This is a genomic window from Aeromonas sp. QDB23, assembly GCF_027707745.1.
GTDB lineage: Bacteria > Pseudomonadota > Gammaproteobacteria > Enterobacterales > Aeromonadaceae > Aeromonas > Aeromonas allosaccharophila.
Map to the genome: position 1 here is coordinate 1 of NZ_JAPCJA010000039.1, position 15,534 is coordinate 15,534.

The 15,534-nt window shown below is 61.2% G+C and carries 14 protein-coding genes; 10 read left to right on the top strand and 4 right to left on the bottom strand.

Going from position 1 to position 15,534, the window contains the following annotated elements; translation table 11 throughout:
- Window positions 1-841: 841 nt before the first annotated feature.
- The gene (locus PG888_RS15730) at window positions 842-1,606 is read left to right on the top strand and encodes an EAL domain-containing protein (protein WP_270693793.1); all 765 of its coding nucleotides are present in this window, start codon (window positions 842-844) and stop codon (window positions 1,604-1,606) included.
- 115 nt (window positions 1,607-1,721) lie between these two features.
- Here the strand turns inward: PG888_RS15730 and PG888_RS15735 are convergent, their stop codons facing one another.
- Window positions 1,722-3,251: an ADP-ribosyltransferase gene (locus PG888_RS15735; protein WP_270693792.1), complete on the bottom strand. Its 1,530-nt coding sequence runs from the start codon at window positions 3,249-3,251 to the stop codon at window positions 1,722-1,724.
- 198 nt (window positions 3,252-3,449) lie between these two features.
- On the opposite strand from PG888_RS15735, the gene PG888_RS15740 reads away from it, so the two are divergent.
- Window positions 3,450-3,806 (top strand): CesT family type III secretion system chaperone, encoded by a 357-nt coding sequence (locus PG888_RS15740; protein WP_270693791.1) that lies wholly within the window; start codon window positions 3,450-3,452, stop codon window positions 3,804-3,806.
- Between the two features lie 7 nt (window positions 3,807-3,813).
- Here PG888_RS15740 and PG888_RS15745 read toward each other — a convergent pair whose 3' ends face one another.
- Window positions 3,814-4,518 (bottom strand): hypothetical protein, encoded by a 705-nt coding sequence (locus PG888_RS15745; RefSeq protein ID WP_270693789.1) that lies wholly within the window; start codon window positions 4,516-4,518, stop codon window positions 3,814-3,816.
- Between the two features lie 212 nt (window positions 4,519-4,730).
- On the opposite strand from PG888_RS15745, the gene PG888_RS15750 reads away from it, so the two are divergent.
- Window positions 4,731-5,225, top strand: coding sequence for a DM13 domain-containing protein (locus PG888_RS15750; protein ID WP_270693787.1), 495 nt, complete (start codon window positions 4,731-4,733; stop codon window positions 5,223-5,225).
- A gap of 76 nt (window positions 5,226-5,301) precedes the next feature.
- Here PG888_RS15750 and PG888_RS15755 read toward each other — a convergent pair whose 3' ends face one another.
- Both PG888_RS15755 and PG888_RS15760 read right to left on the bottom strand, forming a co-directional pair.
- Window positions 5,302-7,566, bottom strand: a complete 2,265-nt coding sequence (locus tag PG888_RS15755; RefSeq protein ID WP_270693786.1) for a methyl-accepting chemotaxis protein — start codon at window positions 7,564-7,566, stop codon at window positions 5,302-5,304.
- 252 nt (window positions 7,567-7,818) lie between these two features.
- Entirely contained in the window at window positions 7,819-8,823 is a 1,005-nt protein-coding gene (locus PG888_RS15760) for a substrate-binding domain-containing protein (protein WP_042060838.1), read from the bottom strand.
- A gap of 434 nt (window positions 8,824-9,257) precedes the next feature.
- Here PG888_RS15760 and PG888_RS15765 point away from each other — a divergent pair, with 434 nt between their 5' ends.
- The 7 genes from PG888_RS15765 (at window position 9,258) to glpG (ending at window position 15,503) form a co-directional block, all read left to right on the top strand.
- Entirely contained in the window at window positions 9,258-10,379 is a 1,122-nt protein-coding gene (locus PG888_RS15765) for a branched-chain amino acid ABC transporter substrate-binding protein (RefSeq protein WP_270693784.1), read from the top strand.
- A gap of 67 nt (window positions 10,380-10,446) precedes the next feature.
- Window positions 10,447-11,373, top strand: coding sequence for a high-affinity branched-chain amino acid ABC transporter permease LivH (gene livH / locus PG888_RS15770; RefSeq protein ID WP_270693783.1), 927 nt, complete (start codon window positions 10,447-10,449; stop codon window positions 11,371-11,373).
- Entirely contained in the window at window positions 11,373-12,641 is a 1,269-nt protein-coding gene (locus PG888_RS15775) for a high-affinity branched-chain amino acid ABC transporter permease LivM (RefSeq protein ID WP_270693781.1), read from the top strand. The genes livH and PG888_RS15775 overlap by 1 nt, the downstream gene beginning before the upstream one ends.
- Window positions 12,642-12,741: 100 nt before the next feature.
- Window positions 12,742-13,515, top strand: coding sequence for a high-affinity branched-chain amino acid ABC transporter ATP-binding protein LivG (gene livG, locus PG888_RS15780; protein ID WP_270693780.1), 774 nt, complete (start codon window positions 12,742-12,744; stop codon window positions 13,513-13,515).
- Between the two features lie 10 nt (window positions 13,516-13,525).
- Window positions 13,526-14,227 carry an ABC transporter ATP-binding protein gene (locus tag PG888_RS15785; protein ID WP_270693779.1) on the top strand — a complete coding sequence of 234 codons (702 nt, stop codon included), beginning with the start codon at window positions 13,526-13,528 and terminating at the stop codon, window positions 14,225-14,227.
- Window positions 14,228-14,349: 122 nt separating this feature from the next.
- A complete protein-coding gene (gene glpE, locus PG888_RS15790) occupies window positions 14,350-14,673 on the top strand; it encodes a thiosulfate sulfurtransferase GlpE (protein WP_270693777.1) in 324 nt (107 codons plus the stop codon).
- On the top strand, window positions 14,670-15,503 hold the full coding sequence (gene glpG / locus PG888_RS15795; protein WP_156854774.1) for a rhomboid family intramembrane serine protease GlpG: 834 nt from the start codon (window positions 14,670-14,672) through the stop codon (window positions 15,501-15,503). The genes glpE and glpG overlap by 4 nt, the downstream gene beginning before the upstream one ends.
- Window positions 15,504-15,534 lie beyond the last annotated feature (31 nt).

Sequence of the window (15,534 nt, forward strand, 5' to 3'; positions counted from 1 at the left end):
ACTACCTGAAGCAACACCGCTTATATACCCGCACACTTGGAATTATTTGAGTCTCTAAAAATGAGGGGATCTCTGAGATTTATAACCTGTTATCACACATATGATATAAATGAGTCTCATATTACTTCACGGATTTATTAAAAACAATCAGTTACACCCCATGGAGCTAACCATCACATAAACTAGCTTGTATAACTCATAGAATCACGAAACATGTAGGTTCGATTAGCCGTCAGGCGTAATCGGACGTTCGCGTAAATCTATTCTCCCTCTATCACGGTCAGCCGCATTTCCCCCTCCGGCTGGCCACTGCTGACTCACGGTAACAACCGCAATCAAAGCCTCTCGTTCGTCCGATTACGCTGCGCTAATCGAACCTACATAAGGCGGTGAGATATGGCGCATGCCGGTCGGTGCCGAACATCGAAAAGCCCAATATTGACCTTGGGTTGGCATAACTTTCCCTCATCCCCAACCCTTCTCCCACAAGGGGAGAAGGGGGCAACTCGTAGGTTCGATTAGCCGTCAGGCGTAATCGGACGTTCGCGTAAATCGATTCTCGCGCCATAACGGCCAGCCGAATATCCTCCCCCGGCTGGCCGCCCCTGTTGCACGGCAACAACCACAACCAAAACCTCTCGTTCGTCCGATTACGCTGCGCTAATCGAACCTACATGAGGCGGTGAGATATGGTGCATGCCGGTTTTAAACACTGGCGGGAGATGGGCGCAATCTTATCCCCGATCCCGACCCGATCACCGGAATTACCCCTCTCGGGAGAGATGAGCTGTTATCATTTGAGCCAGAGCTCCGCGCCAACATCACCCTTGTGAGGAAAGTTATGGATATACCTTCCGCCCCCGCCCAGACCATCTGCCAACAGTGTCAGGAGCAGGTGGATCTCGACTTCGATTTCACCATGGCCTTCCAGCCCATCATCGATTGCCGCAACCGCACCCTCTTCGGCTATGAGGCGCTGGTGCGGGGACTCAACAACGAATCTGCGCACTCGGTGATAGCCCGGGTCAACGACAGCAATCGCTATCGCTTCGATCAGTTGTGCCGCATCAAGGCCATCGCGCTGGCGGCCCGACTCGGGATGAAGGGGATGCTGAGCATCAATTTTCTGCCCAATGCGGTCTACCGCCCGGAGCGCTGCATCCGCACCACCCTGCAGGCCGCCCGCGAGCACAACTTCCCCATCGAGCAGATCATGTTCGAGCTGACCGAGGTGGAGCAGTTGCTGGATAACCAGCATATTCGCGGCATCGTCGATCACTATCAGGCCCTTGGCTTCAAGACGGCGATGGATGACTTTGGCGCAGGTTACTCGGGCCTCAACCTGCTGGCCGATTTTCTGCCAGATATTATCAAGCTCGATATGCACCTGCTGCGCGGCATCGACCAGGACCCGACCCGGCAAGCCATCGTGCGCCACTGTCTGGCGCTGTTTGCGGAGCTGAAGATCACCCCGCTGGCGGAGGGGATCGAGACCCGCGAAGAGATGATCTGCCTGCGGGAGATGGGTATCAGCCTGATGCAGGGCTACCTGTTCGCCCGCCCCGGCTTCGAAACCCTGCCCGAGGTGGATTTCGCCAGCCTTTGAGCCATCGCAGCCTGCACTGAGCGCCCTCTCCCCTCGCCAGAATAAAAAACGGACACCCGAGGGTGTCCGTTTTCGTGCCATCTGGCCTTGCCCGGAGGGGCGGCTTGCAGGCGGGTTACAGATAGCGGTCATCGACGCCGATATGGGCCAGCGCAGCCAGTTCGAGCGGCGTCAGCTGATCGGCAGAATCAATCTGGGACGCATCACTGTGAGCTGACAGGGGCAGCGCGAGGTGCTCCTTGATCTGGTCGATCAGGGTGCTCACCACAGTGTTCATGCGAGTCAGCCGTGAGGCCAATACGGCCTCCGGGACCGTGTCGGCAAAGGGCGAGACCAGCTCAACCGCTAGATCACAGATGCCCCGCACCCGATCACCAAAAGCCCCTTCCAACTGTTGCAGCACTTGTCGCGCTTCGCTGGCACCGAGACGCGCCACCGCCGCCTTCATGTTGTCACCATCAAAGTGTTGCCGCGCCCCGGCATCGGGCCGATCTTCCGGCTTGCCAGCGGTATGGTCAGCCCACGCCTGATCGCCCTGACTGGCAAACTGCATCAGGCCGCCCAGCACCAGTCGCTGGTTGGGGCGCGCCGAGGCGAGGCTGTCGAGGGCATGACCAAGGGAAGATCCCTTGGCATCGCTGCCGCTGGCCAGCGACAGCGCCAGAGTACGCAGGGTTTGCAGATCGCCACGGGTCTGCAATTTGGCCATGTGGGAGCCGTTGATGGAGCCATCGGCAATGTGCTGATGCAGGGCGTTGAGATCGCTGCTGCTCAGGGTCACTGTCGTCGAGGTTTGATCCCGCAGCAGGTAGCTGGCCTGATAGCTGATGAGATCCAGCGCCAGCTTGTAGCCGGTGGCCGGAGTCTGGCGCGCCATGGCGACCTGCTCGTGGGCAACCCCTTTGCTCTCACCGCTTTGGACCGGAGCCGCATCAGCAGTGGTGGTCGCGCTTTGCGCCGGTTCGCCAGCAACTTCGGCCTTTACGGCGCGCTGCAGGTCGGCTACTTCACCCATCGCGGTGTGCAACTGGCTCATCGCCTCCTGCAACAGTTCGGGGGTGGCGTTAGCGAGCAGCTCGGTCACCTTGCTCCCCACCGTACCCCACTGCTGGAGCGGGATACCGGCGATGGGGCGGGCCAGTAGCCCGGCTGCCAACTCCCGCAGTTGCGGCTGCTGGGAGCCGACGACAACGGCCTGCAACGCGGTGCAGAGAGAGCGCAGGGGGCCGTTGCCGGTCGCCAGAGTGGTGTGATCCTTGCCCAGTTGTTCGGCGGTGATGTTGTGCAACACGTCCGCCTTGGCGAAGCCACCCAGCGAGCTACCAAATGCAGCCTGCTTCATCAGGCGCTGAAGATCCTCGGGGGAAACGGCGGTTTGCGCCTTCGGCGCAGCGGCACGCTTGTCCGTCCCCAGCAGGTTGCCGATCCACTCCTTCAGGGCCACAAACGGGCGAGCCAGCTGGGCCCCCAGTCGCGAGAGCAGCCCCTGCCCTTTCTGCGGTTCGCTGCGGCTGCCCAGCAGGATCGCATCTTGCCCGGTGGCGACCTGACGCGCCTCCAGCTGGCCCATCCGGCCAACCCCTGTGGTGGCATCACTGTGGTGAGCGACGGCCTGCATGCCGCCAGTGTGTGTTTGAATCTGCATGATGATTGTCTTCTTGTGATGTTTCGCCGCCAGTCTAGGAGAGGCCATCAACAGGGACTATCGGGATTGGTCGCGATTTTTGTACTGAGCGCGGCGCGCTATCTCGCTGACCGGAAAGCTAAAAAAAGAGAGCCACCATTAACAGTGCCGCGGGCGGCGACCTGCTCTAATGGCGCCATCACCAATCTGGAGCCATCAATGAACTCTCTTTATCACGCCGCCATCCACCAGCTGTTTCTCTCCCTCTCGCTGCCTGCGCCGCAGCAGGAGGAGAGCGTCACCAGCCTGCAGATCGGCGAGCTGACCTGCCATTTGACCGAACACCCGGCCAACTATCTGCTGATGTTTACCCGCCTCGACGCGGCCACCAGCGCCCAGGCCGCCGCCCAAAACCTCTTCAGTCAGGACCCGTGCAAGCCGATGCTGGGGTTCGATGCCGAGAGCCTGACGCCGGTGCTGTGGAGTCGCCAGCCGTTGCAGCAGCTGGATCGCGCCCAGATCCACCACCAGCTGGAGCAGCTGGTGCACGCCGCCAGCGAGATCAACAAAGGCTGATTTCCCGCTAGATGCGGGTGCTGGTCGCGCGGCGAACCAGCAGCGGGGTTTCGCCGCTGATGCGGGCCACGTCGCGCTTGAGCTGGTCGACCCGCGCCGGATCCTGTTCGCACAGATAGAGGAAGTAGTGGGGCTCGCCATCCCGGTTCTTTTGCACCGCCTCGAAGGTCACGTTCTGCTGGCGCGCCCAGCGCCGCCACTTCTCGACGTTGTTCACCTGCTTGTAGACGCCGATCTTGAGCTTGGCCGGTCGCTCGCGGCGGGCGACCACCGGCTGCGGGATGGCGGTTTCCCACGCTGGAAAGGCCAGATCCATGGAGTAAACCACCTCGGGCTGGTCAATATCGGCAGCGCCAATCTCCACCAACGGCTGCGCACCGCTGGCCACGAGCGGCGTCACTGCAATATGGGAACGGGCAATAAAGACGAACGAGGCGACCAGCGCCAGACAGACACAGAACAGGGCGCCGACCAGCATATTGCGAGCGCGTGGCACGGATGGCAGCGCAACCGGCACCACCACGATCGGCGCTGCAGGCATCACGCTCGCGGCCAATCGGGATGGCGGGATGGACGGCTCGACTGGCACAGCAGGTTGCACGGTTGGCGCCGGTGTCTCTGCCGCCGACGGCGCATGCTCGTCCTCGTCAGGCTGCGGTTGCGGGATCTGGCGCTCGGGGAGGGACAGCAGGGATTTGTTGGTCGGTTTCACGCTCTCGGTTCCAAATTCGGCAGCTGGCGCAGGGGGCCAGCTCGGGGCGGCGGCATTATCGGCGAGCCCCCTTGTACCGGAGCTTAAGGAGCGGTCGATTTTCGCGCGGCTGGAGCTGCGCAAACATCCTGCGCCATTACGCCGGACGACAAGCGGGCCCACCGTTGCCACTGCTATGATGCTGACTCCTGTTCATCAACGACCGAGATATCATGAAACGCAAAACCATGGCCCTACTGGTGGGCACCCATCTGCTGGTCGCGGCGGCAGGCTTTGCCGCCGGTGTCTATACCCTGCCAATCCTGATCGCGCCCTCTGCCCCCGGTAGTGAGCTGGTGGCGGCCAGCCAGCAGCAAGCCAGATTCCACGGCACCTTTCGCCGGGATCTGCAAGACAGCGATCGGCTGCACTGGGGGGAAGGCAAGGTGAGCATAGGGCCGGATACCGTCAGCTTGATGGGCAAGCTGGCCCCCGGGCCGGACTACCAGCTCTACCTCTCCCCCGAGTTTGTCGAGACTGAAGCCGATTTTGCCCGCCTCAAGGATCAGATGGTGCAGGTCGGGCCGGTAAAGACCTTCGACAACTTTATCGTACCGCTGCCTGCCACGGTCGATCCGGCCCGCTACAACAGCGTGATCGTCTGGTGTGAAACCTTCGGCCAGTTCATCACCGCCGCCCGTTATCAGGATCAGCACCCGGTGCAGTAACCTCGCGCCCCTGACCAGCACCATCAAAAAGGGCTGACATCGCTGTCAGCCCTTTGGCTATCCGACCCGCGCGTGACTAGCGTGCGGGCTTGGTCATCTCCTGCAACAGCTGATCGATGTAGCCCACCACCTGCCCGGAGTTCTGTTCGATCTCGCGGTAGAGGGCCTCTGCCGCCTCATGCTTGTGCTGGTTTTTCAACTCGATGACCTGCTGGATCACCTGATGCAGTCTGGCGTGGGGAGTGGCGATCGCCTTGAAGGCTGGGTGCGAACTGCAACAGGATGCCCCCTCGCTGAAATACCAGCGGCCGAGGCGGCACTCCTTGTCACTGACCGCTTCACTGCGCGACAGCCCCTCCTGCCCATCCAGATAGGCGCGCACCCGGGTCTTCCAGCCCATATGAGCGGCGCGGGCGCGGGTCAGCACCATCCTTACGTTGGAGCCATCCTGGAACTGCCCGGCCAGATCCCCCAGTTTGTCCACCAGGGTCGCCACATGGGTGGCAATCTGGGCGGTATCCCGCGCCACCAGCGTGGTGGCCTGGGAGATCTCGTGGACGCTGACGATATTGCGGGTGATCTCGTCGCTCACCGAGGATTGCTCCTCGGAGGCGGCGGCGATCTGGGTGTTCATATCGCGAATACTGTTGACCGCCCCCTTGATCCGGCTGAGGGCGTCCCCCGCCTGATTGGCCCGCTCCACCGATTCCCCCGCCCGCGAGACGCTGTGCTCGATCATGGTCACCGTGGTGCCCACCGCCCGTTGCAACTGCTCGATGGTGCCGCGGATCTCGGCCGTGGAGTGCTGGGTGCGGCCCGCCAGCGAGCGCACCTCGTCGGCAACCACCGCAAAACCGCGCCCCTGCTCACCGGCCCGGGCCGCCTCGATGGCGGCGTTGAGGGCCAGCAGGTTGGTCTGCTCGGCGATGGACTGGATCACCGCCAGCACCGAACCAATCTGCTCGCTGGCTCTGGCGACCTCTTTCACCGTGTCGCCCGCGCTGGCGATCTCCGCGGCCAGCTGCTCGATCATGCTGACGCTCTGCTGCACCACCTCATCGCCGGTGACAGCCTGATTGTCTGCCTCGCTGGCCGCTTCGGCCGCTTGCACCGTGTTGTGGGCGACTTCATGCACCGTGCTGGTCATCTCGGTCATGGCGGTAGCGAGCTGGGTGGTCTGCTCCTGCTGGCGCGTCATGCTGCCAAGATTGCCCGCCGCACTGCGCGACAGCCGCTCGCTCTCGCCAGCCAGATCGCCCAGGGTGGCGGTGAGCTGGCTGATGGTATCGCGGATCTTGCCGACGAAGGCATTGAACGCCGTGCCGAGGCGGCGGATCTCCTCCGGCCCGGCCACCGGCAGCTTGCTGCCGAGATCACCGGAACCATTGGCCAGCGCCTCCAGCGCCTTGACGCTCTCCAGCAGTGGGCGGTTAAGGCGGCCCAGCAGCCACACCAGCGCCACCGCAATCAGGGCGGTGCCGAGCAGTGCGATCATCACCATCTGCCAGCTCTGGCGCGCCAGCGCGGCGACGACCTCACTGTGATCCCGCGCCAGCTCGATCACCCCGACCGCCTTGCCGGAGAAGTCGCGCAGCGGCGCCGCCATCACCAGAAAATCGCTCCCCTGCTGCTTGATGGTGGCGAAGCGGCTTTCGCCCGCCAGCACCCCCTGATACCAGTCCGCCGACTCGCCGAGCATGGCGGTGCCGGTCAGCAGCACGGGTTTGCCCTGTTCAAACAGATAGATGGCCAGCCGACTGTTCTTGCCCAGCAGATCGGCAAACAGCGAGGCATCGAGGGCGCGGCCAAACTCCACCGAGCCGACCGGCTGACCGTTGAAGGTGACCGGCACCACGCCACGGATCCCGGTGCCACCCTGACCGGTCTCCAGCCCGCCAACCGGTTGATGGTTGCGGTTCACCTCGACCACCGCCAGCCGGGTAGTGGAGAGATCGTCGCCATGGCTTGCGGGCTTGTGTACCCGATAAAGGGAGGTAGCCGGGGGAACGTGGAAGTGAAACTGCTGGATCCCCTGCGCCTTGAGGGCAGGCCAGAGCGGGTCGAACAGGCTGGCGAGGGCCTGCCAATCCTGGTCGGCCACCGCCCTGGCCGCATCCGGCCGCTGGGCGATCAGGGTCGCCGCCAGCACGGTTTCATGGCTGGCATTGCGGATCACCGATTCGATATTTTGCAGCTCTGTTTGCAGAGCGCCCTGTTCGGCCGTCACCGCCCGCTGGCGGTTTTCAAACAGGTTGAAGGTAAGCAGGACCACGGCGAGCAATACGATGCCGCTGATTGCCAGCAGCGTGATCTGGTGACCCAGCTTGCGAGGGGGGAACATAAGACACCATCCTTGATAGTCATATCCAACTTACAGGATGGAACGGATAAGGTGGGAGTCCATCAGAACTCGTTTGTTTGTTGATATTGATCAAACGATTGGCAGACAAAATGCGAGGTGGATCAAACGGATGGAATATTCGCCAACGAGGTTGAAATCGGGTCTACGGGTTACTGATTCAAGGTAAACCGCCCATAAACAAAAACCCCCTCGTGACAGAGGGGGTTTTTCGTTTTGGCAACGGGTGCGGGATTAACGCAGCGGTTTGACCGAGCGACGGATGATCAGCTCGGGCTGAACCGTCATCGATTCCACTTCCAGCTCCTTGTTGCGGATCCGGCTGACCAGATGCTTCACCGCCAGCTGGCCCAGTTCGGCCTTCGGATGACGGATGGTGGTCAGCGGCGGGCTGGAGAAGCGCGCCATCTCCACATCGTCGTAGCCGATGACGGAGATATCGTCCGGCACCTTGACTCCGGCTTCCCAGGCAGCGCAAATCGCGCCGATCGCCATGGGGTCGTCGAAGGCAAAGACCGCGGTCGGACGAGGCTGCAGGGCCAGGATGCGCTGCATGGCATCGAAGCCGCTCTGGCTCTCGTAGTCCCCTTCAAAGATCTGGTCATCTTTGAGGGTCAGACCCTGCTCGCCCAGCGCATCACGTACCCCGTCCAGTCGCTGCTGGGTGGTCGGCTTGGAGAGCTGACCAGTGATGCAGACGATATCGCGGTGCCCCAGCTCCAGCAGATGGCGTACGGCCATGCGGGCGCCAATGCGGGCGTTGTCGTTGATGACGTTGGCGAAATCGCACTCCGTGCCCCAATCCAGTACCACCTGCGGTACGTTCTTGTGGATGCGCAGCATGTCGCGCAACGGGGTGTCGATATCGGTACCCAATACCAGCAGGCCATCCACCCGTTTTTCCATCAGCATTCTTAAGTAATGCTGTTGGCGAGGCGGCTGGTTTTCGGTGTTGCAGAGGATCAGGCTGTAGCCCTGTTCGAAGCAGTACGCTTCAACCCCTTGCACCACTTCTGCGAAGAAGGGGTTTACGCTGGTGGTGACCAGCATGCCAATGGTCTTGGTCGAATTTATTTTAAGACTGCGCGCTACCGAGTTGGGCGCGTAGTTGAGTTCTGCCACCGCCTCAATCACTTTCTGGGTCGCGTCTTCGCTGACCCGCCGAGTGTGGTTGAGCACATGTGAGACGGTGGAGATGGATACGCCTGCGCGCGAGGCGACATCCTTGATAGTGGCCATCTCTGTCTCCTGACTGTCAAAGGCGGAACATTAGCAGATTTCCCGAATAAAGGCTTGGTTTTAACGAGCTCTGCCACGGAATTGTCAATGCTGGCTAATCTAGGCGCTCATTTCTGTTTGCGCAAACAGGTTGTGGTCAAAATGGGAGCGCTGTCAGAGTAAAATATCGCCAGATTAATCCTCTGGCGTTTGTCAGAATCGCCTGTCGTTACCAAGATGTTAAGTCAACAAATCGATATTAAGCTCTAATCAAGAAAAAATAACAGGTCATTTGTTTCAAAATAAGCCCATTAAACCCCCTCTGGTTAGTATCTTTAACAGCTTGTTATTGCCCCGTGAGGAATGATAGAACCATACCTATAGCCGGATGCACGGGATGTAGATCCGGAATGACACACGGAAATGAAACAATCCACTGATTAAGGGACGAATCAATGCATAAGTTGAGCAAAATAACAGTAAGCGCAGCGGTTTCTTTGGCTCTGTTTGGATCGATCTCCATCGCCCACGCGGCAGACACCATCAAGATCGGTATCGCAGGCCCGGTCACTGGCCCGGTCGCCCAGTACGGGGACATGCAGTTCACCGGCGGCAAGATGGCGGTCGAGCAGATCAACAAGGCAGGCGGCATCAACGGCAAGCAGATCGAAGCGGTCGTTTATGACGATGCCTGCGATCCCAAACAGGCGGTGGCAGTTGCCAACAAGGTGGTGAATGACGGCGTCAAGTTCGTGGTCGGTCACCTCTGCTCCGACAATACCCTGCCCGCCTCCGATATCTATGAAGACGAGGGGATCCTGATGATTACCCCCGCCTCCACCAACCCCAAGATCACCGAGCGCGGTTACCAGCTGACCCTGCGCACCATCGGTCTGGATAGCGATCAGGGCCCGACTGCCGCCAAGTACATCATCGAGCAGGTCAAACCCCAGCGCGTGGCCGTTATCCACGACAAGAAACAGTACGGTGAAGGGATCGCCTCCAGCGTGAAAGCGGCGCTCGACAAGGCTGGCGTGAAAGTGGTGGCCTTTGAGGGGATCACCGCCGGTGACAAGGACTTCTCCGCGCTGATCGCCAAGCTGCAGAAAGAGAACGTCGATTTCGTCTACTACGGCGGCTATCACCCGGAGCTGGGTCTGATCCTGCGTCAGGCTGGCGAGAAGGGGCTGAAAGCCAAGTTCATGGGCCCGGAAGGGGTGGGTAACAAGGATATCTCCGCCATCGGCGGCCCGGCGTCCGAAGGCCTGCTGGTAACCCTGCCGAACAAATACGATCTGGTGCCGGCCAACGCCCCGCTGGTTGCGGCGTTCAAGGCCAAGGGTCAGGACTCCTCCGGCCCGTTCGTCTGGACCACCTATGCCGCGGTGCAAACCCTGGCAGCCGGTATCGCCAAAGCGGGTGAAGATGACCCGGCCGCTGTGGCCGCCGCCATCAAGGCTGCGCCGGTCGATACCGTGATGGGCCCCCTGAGCTGGGCACCGAACGGTGACCTGAAAGGCTTCGAATTCGGTGTGTTCCAGTGGCACGCTGACGGTACTTCCAGCCAAGTCAAATAATCTGCCGATTGGGGGGTGAGTACGCTCACCCCCTCCTCTCTTTGCGGGCAAGTACAGGGAACGCAGTATGTCCGAACACCTCCTTTATCTGGTTCAGCAGTTGCTGAACGGATTAACCATAGGCAGCACCTATGCGTTGATCGCCATCGGCTACACCATGGTCTATGGCATCATCGGCATGATCAACTTCGCCCACGGCGAGGTTTACATGATCGGCTCCTATGTCGCTTTCATGGTGATGGCGGGGCTCATGATGATGGGCATCGACAGCACCGTTTTGCTGCTGGGCGGCGCCTTTCTGGTCAGCATCGTCATCACCGGCACCTATGGCTGGACCATAGAGCGGGTCGCCTACCGGCCGCTGCGCGGTGGCAACCGGCTGATCCCCCTCATCTCCGCCATCGGCATGTCGATCTTCCTGCAGAACATGATGCGGATGGCCCAGGGCTCGCGCGATATCGCCATGCCCACCCTGATCTCCGGTGGCTGGACCCTGGGGGGTGAGGATGGTTTTCAGGCCAGCCTCTCCTATATGCAGCTGATCATCTTCGTGGTGACCTTTGTCACCATGCTGGCGCTGACCCAGTTCATCAACCGCTCCCGCATGGGCCGCGCCTGCCGCGCCTGTTCGGAAGATATCAAGATGGCCAACCTGCTGGGGATCGACACCCACGTGGTCATCTCCATCACCTTCGTGCTGGGGGCTGCGCTGGCCGCCGTCGCCGGGGTGCTGCTCGGCATGTATTACGGCGTCATCAACCCCTACCTCGGCTTTATGGCCGGTCTGAAGGCCTTCACCGCCGCCGTGCTGGGCGGTATCGGCAGCATTCCGGGCGCCGTACTGGGCGGCCTGCTGCTCGGCGTGGTTGAAGCGCTCACCGCCGGTTATCTCAGCACCGAGTACAAGGATGTGATGGCGTTTGCCCTGCTGATTGGCGTCTTGCTCTTTATGCCCACTGGCATTCTGGGTCGTCCGGAAGTGGAGAAAGTGTGATGAGAAATCAATTTATCCACGCCTGTATCGCCAGCCTGGTGCTGCTGGTGCTCTCCTTCTGGCTGCTCGGCTTCAAGCTGGAGACCGAAGGCTCCCGCCTACTGGTAGTGAGCCGCCTCGATGTGTCGCTGGCCTGGCTACTGGGCGGCGCCACCCTGGTGTTCTGGTTCCAGATGCTGCGCGGCCAGATAAGCCGGCTGTTTCAGGCCTCCATCAGCGGCTTCTCGGTCGGCTTCACCAAGCTGGTGCTACCGAGCCCGGAAGAGGCGCCCAAGCTCTATAACCTCACCGCCGTGCTGGTGCTGCTGTTCGCGGTGAGCTGGCCCTTTATGGCCTCTCGCGGCGCCATCGATCTCGCCACCCTCACCCTGATTTACATCATGCTGGGGCTGGGGCTGAACGTGGTGGTCGGCCTCGCCGGTCTGCTCGATCTCGGCTATGTCGGCTTCTACGCGGTCGGCGCCTACAGCTATGCCCTGCTCAACACCTACTTCGGGCTGAGCTTCTGGGAGTGTCTGCCCATCGCCGGGCTGATGGCCGCCACCTTCGGCTTCCTGCTCGGCTTCCCGGTGCTGCGGCTGCGGGGGGACTATCTGGCCATCGTCACCCTGGGCTTTGGCGAGATCATCCGCATCCTGCTCAACAACATGACCACCCTGACCGGCGGCCCGAACGGGATCTCCGGCATCCCCAAACCGACGCTCGCGGGTCTGGAATTCAACCGCACCGTCAAGGATGGCGGCTTTGATACCTTCCACAACTTCTTCGGCATTACCTACAACGCCAACCACAAGGTGATCTTCCTCTACCTGATGGCGCTGGTGCTGGTGGTGGCGACCCTGTTCGTCATCAACCGCCTGCTACGGATGCCGCTGGGTCGCGCCTGGGAAGCGCTGCGGGAAGACGAGATCGCCTGCAAATCGCTGGGGCTCAACCCCACCATCATCAAGCTGACCGCCTTCACCATCGGCGCTACCTTTGCCGGTTTCGCAGGCAGCTTCTTTGCCTCGCGGCAGGGCTTTATCAGCCCGGAATCCTTCGTCTTTATCGAGTCGGCCATAGTGCTTGCCATCGTCGTGCTGGGTGGCATGGGCTCCCAGATCGGGGTGGTGCTGGCCGCCATCGTGATGACGGTGCTGCCGGAGCTGGCCCGCGAGTTCAACGAGTACCGCATGCTGATGTTCGGCCTCTTGATGGTGTTCATGATGATCTGGCGGCCACAAGGATTGCTGCCGATGACCCGTCCGCATCTGGAGTTGAAGAAATGAGCACTCATCAGAAGTTCATAGACGTCTCTGATCTGTCGATGCGCAATGTGGCTGGATTGCTGGCAGTGACTTGCTCCACCTTGAATAGGGAGCTGAAAAAATGAGTGCCACTCAGAAGTTATTGGAAGTCTCTGATCTATCGATGCGCTTCGGCGGCCTGCTGGCAGTCAACGGGGTCAAGCTGGATATCGACAAGGGCGAGGTGATCTCCATCATCGGCCCCAACGGCGCGGGCAAGACCACCATCTTCAACTGCCTGACCGGCTTCTACTGCCCGAGCGGCGGCACCATCCGTTACAAGGGTGAGGAGATCCAGGGGCTGCCCGGTCACCTCATCGCCCGCAAGGGCATCGTGCGAACCTTCCAGCACGTCCGGCTGTTCAAGGAGATGACGGCGGTGGAGAACCTGCTGGTGGCCCAGCACAGGCACCTCAACACCGGCTTTCTGGCCGGACTGTTCAAGACCCCCTCGTTCCGCCGTGCCGAGGAGGAGGGGCTGGAGCAGGCCGCCTTCTGGCTGGATAAGGTGGGGCTCAAGGATCTCTCCAACCGCACCGCCGGCAACCTGGCCTACGGTCAGCAGCGCCGGCTCGAGATCGCCCGCTGCATGGCGACCCGCCCCGAGCTGCTGATGCTGGACGAACCGGCTGCCGGCCTCAACCCGAAGGAGACCGACGAGCTGGATGAGCTCATCATGAGCCTGCGGGACGAATTCGGGGTCTCGGTGCTGCTGATCGAACACGATATGAAGCTGGTAATGGGTATCTCCAACCGCATCTTCGTGGTCAGTCAGGGCACGCCGCTGGCCCACGGCAAGCCGGACGAAATCCGTAACAATCCGGCAGTGATCAAGGCCTATCTGGGCGAGTCGTAAGGAACACAGGATGTTAGAACTTCGCAACATATCGACCCACTACGGCAAAATTCAGGCACTGCACGACGTCAGCGTCGAGGTGAAAGAGGGGGAAATCGTCACCCTGATCGGTGCCAACGGCGCCGGCAAGACCACCCTGCTGATGACCCTCTGCGGCGAACCCAAGCCCAGCAGCGGCTCCATCTGGTTCGAGGGGGAGCAGATCAGCGATCTTTCCACCGCCCGCATCATGCGCAAGGATATCGCCGTGGTACCGGAGGGGCGCCGCATCTTTGCCCGTCTGACGGTGGAGGAGAACCTGCTGATGGGTGCCTTCTTTGTCGACAAGGCCGAGCAGCATGACCTGCTGGATCAGGTGTTTACCCTGTTCCCGCGCCTGCATGAGCGACTGGAGCAGCGCGCCGGCACCATGTCCGGCGGCGAGCAGCAGATGCTGGCCATCGGCCGCGCCCTGATGAGCAAGCCGCGCCTGCTGCTGCTGGATGAGCCCTCGCTGGGGCTGGCCCCCATCGTCATCCAGCAGATCTTCGACACCATAGAGCAGCTGCGCCAGAAGGGAATGACCATCTTTCTGGTGGAGCAGAACGCCAATCAGGCGCTCAAGCTGGCCGACCGCGGCTATGTGCTGGAGAACGGCCGCGTGGTGCTGCAGGATACGGGAGCGGCACTGCTCGCCAACCCGGCGGTGCGACAGGCTTATCTCGGCGGTTAACCCACTGAGCAGCATGCCATATCGACAAGGGAGCCACAGGCTCCCTTATCTTTTGTGGGGTTAGTTTGCGCCCAAGCTTGCGGTACACTGACCGGCAATCAACCTATTCTCAGGACATCCAGATGGACCAGTTTGCCCATATCAATGCCCATGATGCCCACCAGAAACTGAGTGCAGGCGAAGCCCGCCTGGTGGACATTCGCGACCCGCAATCCTTCGCGACAGCTCATGCGGTCGGCGCCTTCCACCTCACCAACGGCACGCTGGTGCGCTTTATGAATGAAGTGGATTTCGATACCCCGGTCATCGTGATGTGCTACCACGGCAATAGCAGTCAGGGCGCCGCCCAGTACCTGCTGCAACAGGGGTACGACGAGGTCTACAGTCTGGATGGCGGCTTCGAGGCGTGGCGCCGGGAGTTTCCCATCGAGGCAGGCGAAGCATGATCCAGCTGCTGGTGCTCGACAACGCCCGCATGGCGCAGGCGCTGGTGGACTATCTGGCGACGCTGGGCATCTCCTGCGAGCTGACCCAGTCCGAGCTGGGGGTCACCATCTGGCTGGCAGACGAGCAGCGCCTCGCCCAGGCCCAGCTGGAGGTGAAACGCTTCCTCGCCGAGCCGAACCACCCTCGCTATATGGAAGCCTCCTGGCAGTCCGGCCGGGCCGATGCCCGCATCGACTACAGCAAGGGGATGACAGATCCCGTCACCGATTTCCTTCATCAGGCGGGGCCACTGACGCTGGTGGTGATCATCGCCTGTCTCGCCGTCTACGGCATCGATGCCATCGGCCTGCCCATCTACGACGAGCTGGCGTTCCACCCGACCCTGGCCCAGTTCACCGACTGGCAGGCATGGCGCTACTTTACCCCGGCCTTCATCCACTTCTCGGTGCTCCATCTGGTGTTCAACTTGCTCTGGTGGTGGTATCTCGGCGGCCAGATCGAGCAGCGTCTTGGCAGCGGCAAGCTGCTGATCCTGCTGCTGGTGGGCGCCGCCCTGCCCAACATCGCCGAGTTCTTCGCCAGCGGCCCGCTGTTTGGCGGCCTCTCCGGCGTGGTCTATGCCCTGCTCGGCTACTGCTGGCTGCGCAGCAAGCTGCAACCGGCCTGTGGCCTGACTCTGCCACCGGCGCTGATGGGCTTTATGCTGTTCTGGATGGTACTCGGCTTCTTCGACATGCTCGGCACCAGCACCGCCAATATCGCCCACCTGACCGGTCTACTGGTCGGTCTGCTGCAAGGCTGGCTGGATCGCAACCACCAGCCGGGCTGATTTTTCAGTTGCCGCAGAAACAATAACGCCG